The sequence below is a fragment of the Vibrio sp. A11 genome, from assembly GCF_013048705.1.
Taxonomy (GTDB): Bacteria; Pseudomonadota; Gammaproteobacteria; order Enterobacterales; family Vibrionaceae; genus Vibrio; species Vibrio metschnikovii.
On record NZ_VHSI01000001.1, the window covers coordinates 413,172 to 429,454 of the forward strand.

The following is a 16,283-nucleotide window of genomic DNA, read 5'->3' on the forward strand; positions in this document are numbered from 1 at the left end:
CTTACTCCATCATTTTTTCAATCGGTAACACAAGGATAGAACTGGCTCCCAAGGCTTTGAGCTGCTCCATCGTTTCCCAAAATAAGTTCTCCGAACTCACCAAATGCACTGCCACTTTGCTTTTATCTGCCGAGAGCGGTAGTACGGTCGGGTCTTCAGCACCGGGTAACAACGCAGTAATTTTGGAGAGCTGCTCAACCGGAGCATGTAACATGATGTATTTTGATTCTTTGGCTTGTTGCACGCCGTGCATGCGAGTCAGCAATTTATCAATCAATGCCGCTTTATCGGCCGTGAAATCGCCTGAACGTTGAATAAGCATGGCTTTGGATTGGAAGATCACTTCTACTTCTTTTAATCCGTTTGCCTCTAAAGTGGCTCCCGTTGAGACTAAATCGGCGATCGCATCAGCAAGACCTGCGCGAGGAGCGACCTCTACTGAGCCAGTTAACATACAGGTACTAAAATCGATTCCCTGTTCATCCATGTAGGCTTTGAGTAATTGCGGATAAGTCGTCGCGATCCGTTTACCTTTCAAGTCTTGCGGGCCAGTGTAGGTTTGATCTTTATCCATGGCGATCGACAGACGACATCCACCAAAGTCCATCCGACGGAGGCTGACAAATTGGCTTGGCTGATTCAGCGCGCGGCGATCTAAGCGAGTCTCTTCGAGGACATTTTCACCGACAAACCCTAAATCAACCACGCCATCCATGATCAATCCGGGAATATCGTCATCTCGAACGAGCAGGAGATCAATCGGCATATTCAGCGAGTGAACTACGAGTCGCTCGCCCATGATGTTGAATTTCACCCCACATTTTTTCAATAAATCTTGGCACTCTTGACTTAAGCGACCCTTCTTCTGGATAGCAATTCTTAGGCGTTGTGTTGGCATTCGTTCATTCCTTTGTTATTTATCGCGTTAAAATCAAACCGTAAAAAAACCCTTGGAAGAGTGCTCTCCCAAGGGTTTAAAATCTAAATATACTTTGATTTAACCACCGGGAGCATCCTGCCTCCCGGGTATGCGTACATCTCCCGAAAGACTGGCTAGGGATGATGATGGTGATGAATATTCATTACAAAATTACGCATACTGATTATCTTTCTATGGCTTAATTCGACTGTTTTCAACACTAACTAAGCTTGACCATATTTGCAACTGCAAATTGCAAATTTTTCTAATTTATCGTCAATGCTCGCGATTAACGAACCATTCTCGCTTTAGATAACCACGATAATATAAAACAAACGATGATAAACACCACGCTTGAAGCCGCCAGAGAAGCTAGGACCGAAGCCGTCATCCCTAACACCACAAAACCAATCGCAGAAATAAAGGCCACTGAAAGTGAATAAGGCAATTGGGTTGCAACGTGATCGATATGGTTACAACGTGCTCCTGTTGAAGAGAGAATGGTCGTATCTGAAATCGGTGAGCAATGGTCACCAAACACCGCTCCCGCCAATACCGCACTAAGCATCGGCAACATCAATGCAATGTCAGTCGCCGCAGCCATGTCTCCGGCAATCGGTAACATTATCCCAAAGGTCCCCCATGAGGTTCCGGTTGAAAACGCCATCACACCTGATAATAAAAAGAGCATCACTGGTAACCAGTGAGGATTAATATTGCCTTGCACCAATGAAGACAAATAAGCCCCGGTTTTCATGTCACCAATCACGGAACCAATCGTCCAAGCAAAGATAAGGATCAAGATCGCACCAAACATCGAACGAGCACCAATCCACATCGTCATCAATGTGTCTCGTAATGGCATTTTTTGTTTGAATACCGTTACTAATGCCGCCAATAATCCCGTAGAGCCACCATAAACTAATGAGGTGCCTACATCGGTATTTTCGAAGGCTCCGAGAATATTAAAAGCCATCCCCTCACCTGCTAAAGCTTGTCCACCGGTGTAGAGCATGGCACCAATAGTAGCGATAATCAGCAGCACAATCGGTAACACCAAATCCAACACTTTACCGTTTTCACTTTCCGGGATGTCTAACTCTTCATTTAATTGATGAGCAGCGGGACTATCATTGTCCTGATCGTTATCAAATCCTCGACCTTGCGACGCATTAATTTCATGACGACGCATCGGGCCAATATCCATTTGAAACCACACTACCGCAAATACCATAAGCAAGGCGAAGATAGCGTAAAAGTTCATTGGTACAAGGCGTAAATAAGCACCAAGCGGTGAATAATCAGTAATACCATGCGAGACGAGAATACCACCGATAATCGTCATGATGTATGCACCCCAGCTGGAAGCGGGCATCACGACACACATTGGCGCAGCCGTCGAATCTAAAATATAAGCCAGTTTGGCACGTGATACATAAAAACGATCCGTGACTGGTCTTGAAATAGAACCGACCGCTAAACTATTAAAATAGTCATCGACAAAAATAAATACACCAAGAAAAGCCGCTAATAATTTAGCTCCACGTTTGCTTTTTACGCGAACTTGCGCCCATTCGGCAAACGCACGAGTACCGCCAGATAACGTCAATAGCGCGGTCATCATGCCTAATAATAATAAAAAGCCAACAATACTCATATTCCAAGTATTGATACCACCATCAGCGATAAACACACTGAATACTTGACCACTGGTATAAGAAACCGCATCAGTGACGGAATAGTTAGCGAGCAGTAAAGCACCGATTAAAATACCAACGCCAAGAGACAACAACACTCGACGGGTAATAATTGCTAAGCCCAATGCAACCAAGGGTGGTAACAAAGACAAAGGCGAGGAAGCAAAATCAATTACATTCATGATCTTCAAAAACCAATAATAAATGGCAAGAGATCTACTGCAGACAAACTGGACGATATTGATCATCACAGCTTATGTTGAACTAAGCGAAAGGGAAGCGAACACTTCACCCAACCCTACAGTAGCGCTCCATAGTTTAACAACACAGTACCGAACGGTAGGTTGGTTATGTTCACCAAACGCGTACGGTACTTAGACTATGGCAGTGTTGTCCCTATTCGATAACAACCCCAGCAAGCCGTGTTGATCGACGACTTACTTCGGCGGTAAGGCCTTTCACTTGGATTCATTGGCATCACCCCAACCCTAGTTACTTTTCAATACCGCACCTCTACATCGAGAAATCCGCTTACTTAATCATCTTAAGTAATCCATGACTCCCGCATTAGGTCATCGCATTGTACTTATCATCCATCTCAATGCAACCTATAGTAAGGTTTAATTCTTTTTGATGCTCTACCGCTTGCCGTTACTGGTCAGTAACCCGTGAAATCATCGATTTTTATGGCAGCACTATTCTCGATTTAAAATTAATGATGGCATAAGCTGATAGCGACAGATGATTATGCAATGAATATCACTAAAAATAGTAAATAGACTTGAAAAAAACCTGTTTATGGTTAACGTTATGCTCAAATATGGTCATATTAACCGGCTATACTATAAGCCAATAATATTAATCTTCGGCTTGTTAATCTTTTTTTACTCAATATTCGTGTTATTATCATCATCCTAATATTGCTAGAACAAATAACTAGGTTTAATATTAAGCGGTAAACCATTTTATCTCACAGGAAACAGTAATGTCTGAACTAACTAAAACGCTATTAAATATTCGTAGCCTACGTGCATATGCTCGTGATTTGACTCTAGAACAGCTTGAAGAAGCGCTCGATAAATTAACGACCGTAGTACAAGAGCGTAAAGAACTTGAAGAACAAGAAAAAGCGGCAATGGCAGAACAAGAAGCTAAGCTCTCTGCGATTGCTGAACAAATAGCTAAAGAAGGTATTGATGTGAGCGCGTTAATTTCTGCGCTTGCTGGAGAAACCAAAACTAAAGCTAAGACGAAACAAGGTAAACGTGCACCACGTCCAGCTAAATATAAATACATGGACAATGGCGTTGAAAAAACATGGACAGGTCAAGGACGTACGCCTTTAGCCATTCAAAAAGCATTGGATGAAGGTAAATCATTAGAAGAGTTTGCTATCTAAACTCTTTTATTTCCTCTTTGTTAACTAACGGCTTGGTATTTATCTGCTGATAATCGCATTCATCAACCTTGGAGCCTAACTCTCGATTAGTGAGTATTTCGTTAACAAAAGGGAATTGATCTGTCATACAATAAAGGCTCCTACTAGGAGCCTTTATTATTCACTGCGGCAAATAATCTGCCGCTGTGTGTTTGTGTTTTTATCGTTCCCAGTAGGCTTCTTCTAAGCTATCTTCTCGCTCAGGCAAGCCACGAGATAAACGAGGTGAATGTTGTACTAATACCTCATAACTGACTCGATTAGAATATTTGCACACTTGAGAAAAAGAAGAGTATGTCAAAAATTGATATTGATGCTTACTTGAATTAGGTACATTTTCTTTATGGTACTTATTCGCCGCCATATCATGCAATAAAGCCGACAGTGCGGCATCACCTGCACCATTGGTATTTTTAATCTTTTCTGGTCCGCCCATATAAGGAGCGATATGCGAATAAACTCGGATAGGATTTTCGCAACCAAGACGACTGGTTGGGCGACTAAATTCATAACGATTAAATTCTGCAATTGAACCCGGTAATAAAGGTAGAGAGGTTTCACGTTTCGCTGAATCCTCGGTGTAACCGGCCATAAATAAACCCACAGGACCTGCTGTACAAAGTACTAAATCAACCCAATCTAACGCTTTATCAGAAGCGGCTAGTGGGTCTTGTTCTCCCGTTAAGGCTTGCGCTTCATCTTCATTCATCGCTAACACTGTGACGTGTTCACTTAAAAATCGCTGCCAAAACTCCGGGTCTTCCTGAATAACAAATTTAGTCCCGAGGGTTAATACTACAGGTACGTCGTATTTTTTTGCATACTCAATCGCTCTCATTGTCGCATCTGGCATCGGATCGCCCGCTTTACAACGTACTAAATAAGCCGTAATCACCAAAGCAGAAGCGGTACGGAAAATTTTCTCTGGAATATTATCTGGATTTAATTGGTTCATTTGACCTTCACTGATCGCAAAGGTTCGTTCACCATCCTCGGTGATTAAGGCAAAACAACGGCCAATCGCACCGTCGACACCTTGTAAATAATTAAGATCAACGCGACTAGAAGTATTACAAAGATAACGATAGCCATAGCTACCAATCTTAATATCTTGGCTCATTACCCCTAATAAGGTAGAGCGATCATCTGCCAGTACCGAATAGTTATGTAGTGTATTACCGATCGTCCCACCAGCATATTCACTACTAATTAATTGATTGCTTTTTAATTCCTGATAAAGCGCTTCTGCCGCCTCGTCATTGATCACTAAAGAGTGGCCTTTACTTAGTCCATAACGCTCAATCAGCTCAGAATCCACTTTCGCTTCAATGTCGACCAAAGTTTGATCAATTCCAATAATGTGTGTACGGGACATTTTTTTATTTTCTTGCGCTTGGATAACCAGTGGATCGCGAGCATGGACAGGAAAATAATGTTTAGATTTACGTTGGCCAGGAAATTTCATAGCGTCAATTCGGCTTGGGAATAAAAAGATGGGCGATTCTAACTCGCTCTCCACTAAAACAGCAACTAACAGAAACAAGGCAAACGTTTTCGTTGTGGTTTTTATTTTTGTCTGTGTTGACTTATGCACCTTTGCGAATCTTTGCTTCGCACTTTGTCTCAGCGCTCACCTGATGCACCCGCCATCATGACAAAATGGTCGCAAATAGCTCAGATAATCAGCAAGGGAAGTGTGATTGCGGTCGCGGATCTGTCCTCGAAAAATTCTTTCTGTTAGAATCTGAACCCAAGTTAATTAAGTGGTATTACGTTATGTCAGATAACCGCAGTGCAAACAGCCAAAAGAAAGTGATTGTTGGCATGTCAGGTGGCGTGGATTCCTCCGTTTCAGCCTATCTTTTACAACAACAAGGCTATCAAGTCGAAGGCTTGTTTATGAAGAATTGGGAGGAAGATGATAACGAGGAGTACTGTACTGCCGCTGAAGATTTAGCGGATGCTCAAGCGGTCTGTGACAAGCTAGGCATTTATCTGCATACCATTAATTTTGCTGCAGAATATTGGGATAATGTCTTTGAGTATTTCTTAGCTGAGTACAAAGCTGGCAGAACGCCTAATCCGGATATCCTCTGTAATAAAGAAATTAAATTCAAAGCCTTTCTTGAGTTTGCGGATGAAGTCCTCGACGCTGATTATATCGCTATGGGTCATTATGTACGCCGTACTTTCCCAACTCAAGGTGAAAAGCCACAAATGCTGCGTGGTTTAGACAGTAATAAAGACCAAAGTTACTTTTTATACACCCTGAGTCACGAACAAGTAGCAAGAAGTTTATTCCCTGTCGGGGAACTAGAAAAACCTGAAGTTCGTCGTATTGCTGAAGAGCAAGGTCTCATTACCGCCAAGAAGAAAGATTCCACAGGAATCTGTTTTATTGGTGAGCGCAAATTTACCGACTTCTTATCTCGCTATTTACCTGCACAACCGGGTAAAATTGAAACGCCGGAAGGCAAAGTGATTGGTGAACACCAAGGACTGATGTATCACACCCTAGGACAGCGTAAAGGCTTACATATTGGTGGTTTGAAAGACGGCAGTGAGCAACCTTGGTATGTGGCAGAAAAGGATTTACAACGTAATGTTTTGATTGCCGTGCAAGGCGCGGATCATCCGTTGTTAAAATCTCAGGGGTTAATGGCTTCTCAGCTACATTGGGTTTCTCGTCAAGCCATCACCGAGCCAACACGCTGCACGGTCAAAACTCGTTATCGTCAAACGGATATAGCTTGCACTATTATTCCGCTTGATGAACAAAACATCAAAGTGATGTTCGATGAACCACAAATTGCGGTTACCCCAGGACAATCTGCCGTTTTCTATCAAGGCGAAGTCTGCCTCGGTGGTGGGATTATTGAACAGCGCATTTCTTAGTTAACTGTAGGAGTATTTACGTGGCTAACACCAACTACGACCGTACTATCGCCTTTGCTGGAATGTGCCAAGCCGTGGCTTTGGTTCAACAAGTGGCAAAAAACGGTCACTGTGATTCAGACGCGTTTGCAACCTCACTCCAAGCCATCGTCAACCTTAATCCCAATAATACCGTGGATGTTTTCGGTAATGAGGCCAATTTAAAAGTTGGCCTTCAATGTCTAGTGAATGGGATTGATAGCACGCCATCAGGAGGTGAGGTGACTCGTTATCTGATTAGTTTGATGGCTTTAGAACGTAAATTACATACGCGACGCGATGCCATGGCTCAACTTGGCGACCGTTTGCAGATGTTAGAGCGTCAAGTAGAACATTTTGATCTGCTTGATGACACCATGATCAGTAATCTTGCTAGTGTTTATCTTGATGTGATCAGTCCTATTGGTCCTCGCATTCAAGTAACGGGCACTCCAACGGTATTGCAACAAACCGCGAATCAACAAAAAGTACGTGCTTTGCTACTTTCCGGTATCCGCTGCGCTGTGCTTTGGCGTCAAGTCGGTGGTAAACGCCGCCATTTGATTTTTGGTCGTAAAAAGATGATCGAACAAGCTCAGATCTTGTTAGCAAGACTATAACGCTTGGCTTAACTCTTATTCACCTTCATTTTTAACTCACACTCCAGGAGAATAACATGGAACTGTCAGCATTGACTGCTGTTTCACCGGTAGATGGCCGATACGGAAGTAAAACGATTGCGTTGCGCAGTATCTTCAGTGAATATGGTCTCCTCAAGTACCGTACTATCGTTGAAATACGCTGGCTACAGAAGCTGGCTGCCACAGCAGAAATTAAAGAAGTCCCTGCGTTTAGCCAAGCAGCCAATCAATTCCTTGACCAACTTGCTGAAAACTTTAGCGAACAAGATGCGCAACGTATCAAAGATATTGAACGGACCACCAATCACGATGTGAAAGCGGTAGAGTACTTCTTGAAAGAGAAAGTCGCGACAGTTCCAGAACTTCACGCCGTTAACGAATTTATCCACTTTGCTTGCACCTCTGAAGACATCAATAATACTTCGCATGCGTTGATGCTTAAAGAAGCGCGTGATACGGTCATTCTTCCGGATATTCGTCGTATTATTGATGCTATTCGTCAATTAGCTGAAGAGTATCGTGATATCCCCCTCCTTTCTCGCACCCATGGTCAACCAGCATCGCCTTCTACCATGGGCAAAGAGATGGCTAATGTCGCTTATCGCATGGAGCGCCAATATAAGCAAATCGCTAATATTGAAATTTTAGCCAAGATTAACGGTGCTGTCGGTAACTACAATGCGCATCTTTCTGCTTACCCTGAAATTGATTGGCATAAATTCAGTGAAGAATTTGTCTGTGCGTCGTTAGGCGTCAATTGGAACCCTTACACAACGCAGATTGAGCCACACGATTATATTGCCGAGCTCTTTGACGCTATTGCCCGTTTTAATACTATCCTCATCGACTTTGATCGTGATATCTGGGGATACATTGCTCTTGGTCACTTTAAGCAAAAAACTGTTGCGGGTGAAATTGGCTCTTCAACCATGCCTCATAAAGTCAACCCCATCGACTTTGAAAACTCGGAAGGTAATTTAGGCTTAGCTAACGCCATCTTTACCCATCTTGCGCAAAAATTGCCGATTTCACGCTGGCAACGCGATCTGACCGATTCTACCGTATTGCGTAATCTTGGAGTCGGTGTGGGTTATGCGATCATTGCTTATGCTTCAACCCTAAAAGGCATCAGCAAACTGGAAGTCAATCGTGACGCGCTTTTGGCTGAACTTGACAAAAACTGGGAAGTATTGGCAGAACCTATTCAAACCGTGATGCGCCGCTACGGTATTGATCAACCATACGAAAAACTAAAAGAGTTAACCCGAGGTAAACGTGTTGACGGCGAAGCCATGCGCCAGTTTATTGATGGCTTAGCACTGCCTGATGCAGAGAAGGCTCGTCTTAAACAGATGACACCAGCGAGCTATATTGGTTATGCGATTGAGCTAACGGATCAACTCTAAGTGGTGAACTGATTAGACTAAAAAGGACTTCACATTGAAGTCCTTTTTTTTGTTGATGCACCCCGTTACTGCTTTTGGAAAAATAGGGTGATTTTACCGACTTCAATGCCAAATTTCTTAATTTTGGTGAGGTTAAACATGTGACGATCATCTTGTCGATACATCCAATCATCAAACAACACTTCAATATCACGGCTCTCGGTGCTCAATAAAAATGAGTAACGCCAGTGCAATGCATTACCGACTTCTTTACCTTGAGCTTGACCAATAATATCATCAGCTTCACCGCGATATTCACCCTCTCCGGTGCGAGTGATCACCCAAATACGTTGACTCTCCTCACCATCATCGAAAATAAAGTCTTCAACCAGAGTCAGTACATCCCCCTCTACCGAGCCTTCGATCAAAACTTCAAAACGTCGTGTTTGTTTATCGGTATAATCTTGCACCATCCCCCAAGCGTGGGTTGTGCCTGTAAAATAGTTGAACAGATCAAACTTTGGCTCTACATCCTGATAATCATTGATCTCTGTTGAACAGCCGACCAACACCAGTGCAACACTTAACCAAAGAGCTTGCCAATACTTTTTCATCCGCGCTTTCCTACCAGTTGATTTCTTAATCTAGGGTAATCACTCCGTGGTGATAACCAAATGGCCAAAAATGCCTCATTCATTTGGGGGTCAATCACCTCGCCACGAACGTGTTTATCTGTTGGTGTTGGAAAATACCACAACTGTCCATGCTGACCGTCCGAGAGATAAACGAGGCGCTGATCTTTTTCTACCGTTGGAAATAGGTGACTTAACTGGGCCATCCATGACTCAATGTTTGCCGCAGAGTAACCGAGTTTTTGCCACTGCTTTTCGGTGGCCTCCAATAGCTGTTCACGACGAATCGCACGTAGGTAATGGATCTCTAAAGCCAAAGGATGAGTCGCCACCTCTTGACCGGGCTGCTTCTGGTATTGACCATCGGGAGAACGTAGCTGGGAGTGATAAACATCCCAAAATAACCACGATAGCGTAGCCTGTCCAACCACTGGCCAATCACGCCACACCTCCTGCCTTTCTCCTTGTGGTTTATCCGCTTCTGCTCTCAGCGAAATAGACAACATCATGACGACCAAGAGCGAAATACGAATACCCCATTTATACACGCTGAGCGTTCCTTGCATGACTAAACACCTTTAATAAGCACCATGTGAGCCCTGCCCATTGGACAAATAAAATGCCCATTACGGTCAGAACCGTCCATTGAAAATCCACTGCCGCAAATCGATAACCGGCCCAATAACTGACAGCGCCACCCAAGCCACCTAAAATGATAATCCAACGTGGCGAGTGGTGTTGAATCGCAGGGATAAGCAACCGAGCGTACCATGCAAAACCACACCATAAGATAACCAACCAAAATGGAATAGGATGCTCCGTAGGAAAAACAAACAGGCCGATGGCACCATTGATGATATCCAATAGCACTCCCGCTCCGGCCAACAGCATTACTGGGAAAAGTGAGGTTAACTGAGTGTATGCCATACTAAGCCAAGCGATGATGACCAACACTAAAGTCAACCATTGCCAGTCGGTCTGGCCCCAGACAGCAGACCACCAAATAACTTCAAACAGTAATGAAGGCAGCAGTAGTTTGCGCATTAAGCACCTTTCTGGAAGGTCATATGAATCGTACTGATCGTCCGAGCCTGAAAACCACCTTCGCAATAGCACAAATAATAACGCCACATACGAATAAATCGTTCATCGTAGCCTAACCGTTGCACCTCTGGTAACGCCGCTTCAAAACGCAAACGCCAATCGGCTAAGGTATGCGCATAATCTAACCCAATATCAAAAACATTGCGCACCACCAAATTGCTAAACCGAGTTGCCATTTGAGTTAAGGCAGTAATCGAGGGTAAAAAACCACCAGGAAAGATGTATTTTTGAATAAAATCAACATTATTACTGTAATAGTCATAACGTTGATCGGTAATCGTGATCGCTTGAATCGCCAATAAGCCTTGTGGCTTCAATAATTGATTACACTGTTGGATATAAGATTTTAAGTAAGCTTTACCAACCGCTTCAATCATCTCAATAGAGACTAATTTATCAAACTGTCCCGTGAGCTGACGATAATCTTGTTTTAATAAGGTAATTTGGTCCGTTAAACCCAGCGACTCAACTAATGCCTGTGTGTAGGCAAACTGCTCTTCAGAAATGGTCGTGGTGGTCACTTTACAACCATAAGTTTGTGCCATGTAAATCGCCATCGCTCCCCAGCCTGTCCCGATCTCTAACACATGATCGCTGGCTTGCAATTGCAACTGCTGACACAAACGCTCCATTTTATTCAGTTGTGCTTGCTCTAAACTGTCAGTACTGTTTAGATAAAGTGCGCTAGAGTACAGCATTCTTTTATCTAAAAAGGTTTGGTACAGATCGTTACCAAGATCATAATGCGCTTCAATATTTTGCTTAGCTTGACCAAGGGAATTACGCTTTAACCAGTGCCCCATTTGATTGAGCCAGCGCATCACAATACTACTTTGCGCTTCCAGCTTATCGAGCGCGGCTAAATTTCGCGCCATTAATTCCATCACTGCGGTTAAATCGGGGCTATCCCACCAGCCATCCATGTAGGCTTCTGCGGCGGCGATACTGCCACCTTTGAGTAAACGAGCATAGAAATGAGGATGTTTAACCTCTACCGTCGCGTGGATCTGCCCCTCTTGGGCTGGACCAAACTGTTCAATACCCACTTCATTGAACGATTCTTTGATGGTTAAACAGCCAATTTGCATTAGGTTGAGAGACTTGAATACCATTGCCCGCGCCCCTTTTTGTAACACAGTTAGCGTCTTGGGCATATCCAAAGAAGAAGAGTGTGACATTAGCGTTTCTCCTTATTATTTTTGTTTACTGACGATGAATCTGGATGAGCATAAAAAGGTGCTCCTTTTATCCATAACTTCAACGCATGCCAATAGATTCCCACCATCACTTTAATTGTCATGATTGGCGTTTTCATTAATAGCTTAAGTAATTGAGCAGACGTAAAAGGCCGCGCTTTTAAGGTCAGCGTCGCATCGAATTCTTTATGCTGACGATGACACTCTAAATGCACCATTAAGCCTTGATTGAGCGGCTTTAGCTTCCAAACATACTGCTGATCAATTGGGTTAAATGGTGAAACATGGAAGGCTTTATCATGTTGCCAATGCTGATTATCCACCCCCGCCTCTGCCGGTAACGCATAGTAGTGACGCTCATTCCATGGCGTATTACTGACCTCTGCCAATAAATAACGCCATTCTCCTTGATGGTCATATAAGTAATAAAAATTGACTGGACTAAAATAGAGACCGAGGTAACGTAAATGGACCACTGCCAATACTTTACCTTCGATACGCTCACCAGTGAGTTCATGAACTTTATCTTGCACCGCAGCTTTCAAATCACCTTGACCAAGATAATCTTGACGACGAAAACGTGCCCAATGCCACCATTTCTCACCCAACCCCCACACGTTTTGCTGAAGCTCAGACCACTGATCGAGGTCAATCGCAGGCATAAAGAGTGGGTAGGTCAAATCATGCGCCACTGGCGATAAACGCCGATGACGCACATGTCCAACCATTAAGGCACTGCTTACCGCGTTATCTTGACTGTGCATTACGCAGCCCCTTGCTGAGCCGTATTGGTCTGCGCGCTAAGGCGGGTTACAACATCTAATGCACTTTTAACACCATCTTCATGAAAACCGTTATGCCAGTAGGCACCACAGAACCAGGTGTGATTAACCCCACTGATCTCTGCTTTGCGTTGCTGGGCAGCAATCGCGGCACGGTTAAATACCGGATGATGATACGTAAATTTACGCAGCACTTTATTGGGATTAATACTTTCGCTGCTGTTTAAGGTGACACAGAACGTTTCTGAGCTATCAATATGCTGCAATATATTCATATTGTAAGTTAAAGCCGGCAAACGGGTCTCTTGATCCACGTCCCCTGCCAAGCGATAGTTCCACGATGCCCAAGCCGCTTTTCGCTTTGGTAATAAGCTGGTATCCGTGTGTAAAATCACTTCATTGGCTTGATAACCCATCGCGCCGAGTAATTCACGCTCAAGATGATTAGCATCCGATAATAAAGCCAAGGCTTGATCGCTGTGACAAGCAAAAATCACCTCATCAAAGTGTTCAATTTTGCCATGCACTTGCAGTTCAATACCTTGTCCGCTCCGTCGCAACCACTCAACAGGAGCATTGAGACGAATCTTATCGCGAAATCCTTGGGTTAACGGTTCAATATACGCTCGAGAGCCCCCTTCAATCACATACCACTGAGGACGATGAGTAATATCTAATAAGCCATGATTGAGGAAAAAACGCAGAAAAAACGTCAAAGGAAAAGCACGCATATCGGCCAATGAAGAGGACCATATCGCCGCTCCCATCGGTAAAATATAATTCTCACAAAAATAATCAGAGAATTGATGATGATGCAAAAATTCTCCGAGAGTTTGAACACTATGCTCTGCATCAGCCGCCGCGGCTTTAGCGAGTTGATTGAAGCGTAATATTTCGCGGATAAAACGATAAAAACTTGGCTTAAACCAATTACGCTTCTGAGCAAACAACGTCGTGATGGTATGGCCATTATACTCAAGGCCATTGGCATCATTACGTACACTAAAACTCATTTGTGTTGCGACGCCACGTACGCCAATCTCATTCATCATTTTGATAAAGTTTGGATACGTGCGATCGTTGTACACGATAAACCCCGTATCAATCGCATAAGACTGGCCGTTCAGTTCAACATCTACTGTGGCGGTATGCCCACCAATATAATCATTCGCTTCAAAAATCGTTACATCATGCTGTTGATGCAAGTAATGCCCACAAGTGAGCCCTGATATACCACTTCCAATAATGGCAATTTTCATTGTTATGTTGTCCTTCTATGCGCCAACTAATCGTTTGACAATAGCGTGCTGCCAGCGGTAAGGCAGTGCCGCAATTAAACGAATGATCCAAGTAAATACCGCAGGAAAATATATGCTCTGGTTACCTTTGGCCAGTCCTTGCCTGATCGCCAAAGAGGCTTGCTCGACGGTAATGATCATCGGCATAGGAAAGGTATTTTTATCGGTCAAAGGTGTAGTGACAAAACCCGGGAAGATGGTCGTAACCTCTACCCCCTTGGCTTGCCAATCTAATCGTAACGTTCGAGCCAAGTAGTTGACTGCTGCTTTTGAAGCACCATAAGCTTCCGCTCTTGGCAGGGGAAGCTCACTGGCGATAGAGCCAACAAAAGCCACTCGATGTCCCTGAGTTAGATAAGGTTGAATGCCCTCAATGCAGTGCGCAATACCCAGTACATTAACCTCAAAAACGCGGCCTAATAATGCAGAGTCCATGACGCCATCATCAATGTATTCACAACTTCCGGCATTGAGAATCCAAAGGGTTGGAACCACCGTCAAAGAAGATAAAGCGTTGAGTGTGGCATGACGATCAGTGACATCGGCAATCAGAATTTCAATCGTGGGATACTCGGCTTGTAATGTTTGCAATGCCGTCAAATTACGCCCACAAGCAATCACCGACCAACCTTGTTGAGCATAATCTTTAGCAAGCTGCAAACCTATGCCTGAACTGGCTCCGGTGATCAAGACACCATTCATTGGCCTAACCTCCGTTTCACCGCGCGAACTAAGCTACCCAGCAGCGGTAATTGCTCGTAGAGCATTTCACCTAAATCAAAATAATCTCGATGATAAATGACTTTATCGTCTTGAAACTTAATCTGGCTCATACCCTGAACATCAATCACTCGACCACTGGCAAGCTTAGGATGCTGTAAGTGCATCGTCCAGACGAGAAAAGCCGTTTGTTCAATTTGATGTTGTTCATGAATAGTAAATTCACATCGCTGCACATTTTGATAAAGGTTAACAAAGTACTGATGTAAGCTTTCTAGACCTTCAATACGGTGTGCAGCGTCAGCGAAAACCACGTGTTGATGGTAAATTTCAGGCAAACGATGCAAAGTATGCTTGCTGAGCTGACAGTAGAATTGACCAACCGTTTGAACATCCATGTGGAACCTCGTAGTTATACAAAATAATTTTTCGTACAATATAATGATAAGATAGTGCATTTTATAAAGTTGTACGAAAAAAAATTTGTACAACTTTATAAAAATGAGATACGACATGAAGAGATAAAACGATCAATCGATAAAAAAGAAAAACCAGCCCGAAGGCTGGTTAATGAATGATAAATAATGGATTATGAGTTACGTAATGCGGCAATACGTTTATCTAACGGTGGATGGCTCATCAATAGCTCCATAACCGTACGCTTACCGTTAATACCAAACGCCATCATCGACCCCTCTAACTGCGACTCGTGACTCATTTTCAAACGCTCTAAAGCGGCAATCATTTTGTGTTTACCCACTAGTTGAGCAGCGCCTGCATCCGCATGAAATTCACGATGGCGGCTATACCACATAGTGATAAAGCTCGCTAAGAAACCAAACACCAATTCCAAAGCCATAGAGACACCAAAGTAAACCATCATATTGCTACCTTGCCCTTCATCTGAGTTGCGAGAAGAAACAATATTAGCGATAAAACGCGATAGGAATATCACGAAGGTATTCACCACGCCTTGCATCAATGTCATAGTTACCATGTCCCCATTAGCAATATGGCTTACCTCATGGGCTAATACCGCTTCTGCTTCATCACGAGTCATGTTGTGCAATAGACCGGTCGATACAGCGACTAACGAGTCGTTACGCTTGGCACCTGTAGCAAATGCGTTCATATCAGGAGCATCATAAATCGCCACGGTCGGCATACCAATACCCGCTTGCTGCGCTTGACGCTCGACGGTTTGCAGTAACCAATGTTCCATCTCATTGCGTGGCGTTTCAATGACTCTGCCTCCTACCGAGCGCAGAGCCATACTTTTTGACATAAGAAGTGAAATAAATGAACCACCAAAACCAAATACCGCTGCCAAAACTAGCAAGCCAGACAAACTACCATGCTGAATGCCTGTTGTTGCATAAACGATATTCAGAACAACACTGAGCACCAGCACAACGGCTAGGTTGGTTGCTAAGAATAAAAATACTCGCTTCATTACTTCTCTCCAAATAGGATGTTTTGATTAATTGTACCGATGATATATCAGTCAACTTTTACTTTTATATAGAGATAGTGTTATCGATTTAATATTCAAGGTTAA

Annotated in this window: 16 protein-coding genes, 1 riboswitch and 1 other annotated feature; of the genes, 4 read left to right on the forward strand and 12 right to left on the reverse strand. The window is 43.5% G+C overall.

The window, feature by feature from the left end; all coding sequences use genetic code 11:
- Position 1: 1 nt before the first annotated feature.
- Both hisG and FKQ60_RS01810 read right to left on the reverse strand, forming a co-directional pair.
- Entirely contained in the window at positions 2 to 898 is an 897-nt protein-coding gene (gene hisG / locus FKQ60_RS01805) for an ATP phosphoribosyltransferase (protein ID WP_154167907.1), read from the reverse strand.
- 40 nt (positions 899 to 938) lie between these two features.
- Positions 939 to 1,075: a sequence feature (His leader region), on the reverse strand.
- Between the two features lie 133 nt (positions 1,076 to 1,208).
- Entirely contained in the window at positions 1,209 to 2,798 is a 1,590-nt protein-coding gene (locus tag FKQ60_RS01810; RefSeq protein WP_158138558.1) for a Na+/H+ antiporter NhaC family protein, read from the reverse strand.
- A gap of 114 nt (positions 2,799 to 2,912) precedes the next feature.
- Positions 2,913 to 3,140: riboswitch (Lysine riboswitch) on the reverse strand.
- Between the two features lie 461 nt (positions 3,141 to 3,601).
- On the opposite strand from FKQ60_RS01810, the gene FKQ60_RS01815 reads away from it, so the two are divergent.
- Positions 3,602 to 4,015 carry an H-NS family nucleoid-associated regulatory protein gene (locus FKQ60_RS01815; RefSeq protein ID WP_004395065.1) on the forward strand — a complete coding sequence of 138 codons (414 nt, stop codon included), beginning with the start codon at positions 3,602 to 3,604 and terminating at the stop codon, positions 4,013 to 4,015.
- A gap of 199 nt (positions 4,016 to 4,214) precedes the next feature.
- Here FKQ60_RS01815 and FKQ60_RS01820 read toward each other — a convergent pair whose 3' ends face one another.
- On the reverse strand, positions 4,215 to 5,519 hold the full coding sequence (locus FKQ60_RS01820; protein ID WP_170904604.1) for an inosine/guanosine kinase: 1,305 nt from the start codon (positions 5,517 to 5,519) through the stop codon (positions 4,215 to 4,217).
- A 311-nt stretch (positions 5,520 to 5,830) separates the two neighbouring features.
- On the opposite strand from FKQ60_RS01820, the gene mnmA reads away from it, so the two are divergent.
- Genes mnmA through purB form a run of 3 tightly spaced genes read left to right on the forward strand, consistent with a single transcriptional unit; the run spans position 5,831 to position 9,014 of the window.
- Positions 5,831 to 6,949 (forward strand): tRNA 2-thiouridine(34) synthase MnmA, encoded by a 1,119-nt coding sequence (gene mnmA / locus FKQ60_RS01825; protein ID WP_154167903.1) that lies wholly within the window; start codon positions 5,831 to 5,833, stop codon positions 6,947 to 6,949.
- 20 nt (positions 6,950 to 6,969) lie between these two features.
- Positions 6,970 to 7,587, forward strand: coding sequence for a high frequency lysogenization protein HflD (hflD, locus tag FKQ60_RS01830; protein ID WP_004395062.1), 618 nt, complete (start codon positions 6,970 to 6,972; stop codon positions 7,585 to 7,587).
- Positions 7,588 to 7,643: 56 nt separating this feature from the next.
- Positions 7,644 to 9,014 carry an adenylosuccinate lyase gene (gene purB / locus FKQ60_RS01835; protein ID WP_170904605.1) on the forward strand — a complete coding sequence of 457 codons (1,371 nt, stop codon included), beginning with the start codon at positions 7,644 to 7,646 and terminating at the stop codon, positions 9,012 to 9,014.
- 65 nt (positions 9,015 to 9,079) lie between these two features.
- Here purB and FKQ60_RS01840 read toward each other — a convergent pair whose 3' ends face one another.
- The 9 genes from FKQ60_RS01840 to htpX form a co-directional block, all read right to left on the reverse strand.
- The gene (locus tag FKQ60_RS01840; protein WP_170905910.1) at positions 9,080 to 9,607 is read right to left on the reverse strand and encodes a DUF3833 domain-containing protein; all 528 of its coding nucleotides are present in this window, start codon (positions 9,605 to 9,607) and stop codon (positions 9,080 to 9,082) included.
- Complete coding sequence (locus tag FKQ60_RS01845) at positions 9,604 to 10,191, reverse strand: hypothetical protein (RefSeq protein ID WP_249374151.1); 588 nt, start codon at positions 10,189 to 10,191, stop codon at positions 9,604 to 9,606. Before FKQ60_RS01845 ends, FKQ60_RS01840 begins: the two co-directional genes overlap by 4 nt.
- Positions 10,166 to 10,669 carry a DUF2878 domain-containing protein gene (locus tag FKQ60_RS01850; protein WP_154167899.1) on the reverse strand — a complete coding sequence of 168 codons (504 nt, stop codon included), beginning with the start codon at positions 10,667 to 10,669 and terminating at the stop codon, positions 10,166 to 10,168. The genes FKQ60_RS01845 and FKQ60_RS01850 overlap by 26 nt, the downstream gene beginning before the upstream one ends.
- Positions 10,669 to 11,907 carry a cyclopropane-fatty-acyl-phospholipid synthase family protein gene (locus FKQ60_RS01855; RefSeq protein WP_170904607.1) on the reverse strand — a complete coding sequence of 413 codons (1,239 nt, stop codon included), beginning with the start codon at positions 11,905 to 11,907 and terminating at the stop codon, positions 10,669 to 10,671. The genes FKQ60_RS01850 and FKQ60_RS01855 overlap by 1 nt, the downstream gene beginning before the upstream one ends.
- Positions 11,907 to 12,689, reverse strand: a complete 783-nt coding sequence (locus tag FKQ60_RS01860) for a DUF1365 family protein (protein ID WP_170904608.1) — start codon at positions 12,687 to 12,689, stop codon at positions 11,907 to 11,909. The genes FKQ60_RS01855 and FKQ60_RS01860 overlap by 1 nt, the downstream gene beginning before the upstream one ends.
- Positions 12,689 to 13,966 (reverse strand): NAD(P)/FAD-dependent oxidoreductase, encoded by a 1,278-nt coding sequence (locus tag FKQ60_RS01865; RefSeq protein WP_170904609.1) that lies wholly within the window; start codon positions 13,964 to 13,966, stop codon positions 12,689 to 12,691. The genes FKQ60_RS01860 and FKQ60_RS01865 overlap by 1 nt, the downstream gene beginning before the upstream one ends.
- A gap of 15 nt (positions 13,967 to 13,981) precedes the next feature.
- Positions 13,982 to 14,707 carry an SDR family NAD(P)-dependent oxidoreductase gene (locus FKQ60_RS01870; RefSeq protein WP_170904610.1) on the reverse strand — a complete coding sequence of 242 codons (726 nt, stop codon included), beginning with the start codon at positions 14,705 to 14,707 and terminating at the stop codon, positions 13,982 to 13,984.
- Positions 14,704 to 15,123, reverse strand: coding sequence for a nuclear transport factor 2 family protein (locus FKQ60_RS01875; RefSeq protein WP_158138566.1), 420 nt, complete (start codon positions 15,121 to 15,123; stop codon positions 14,704 to 14,706). Before FKQ60_RS01875 ends, FKQ60_RS01870 begins: the two co-directional genes overlap by 4 nt.
- A 191-nt stretch (positions 15,124 to 15,314) precedes the next feature.
- Positions 15,315 to 16,178 carry a protease HtpX gene (htpX, locus tag FKQ60_RS01880; protein ID WP_158143772.1) on the reverse strand — a complete coding sequence of 288 codons (864 nt, stop codon included), beginning with the start codon at positions 16,176 to 16,178 and terminating at the stop codon, positions 15,315 to 15,317.
- Between the last annotated feature and the right edge of the window lie 105 nt (positions 16,179 to 16,283).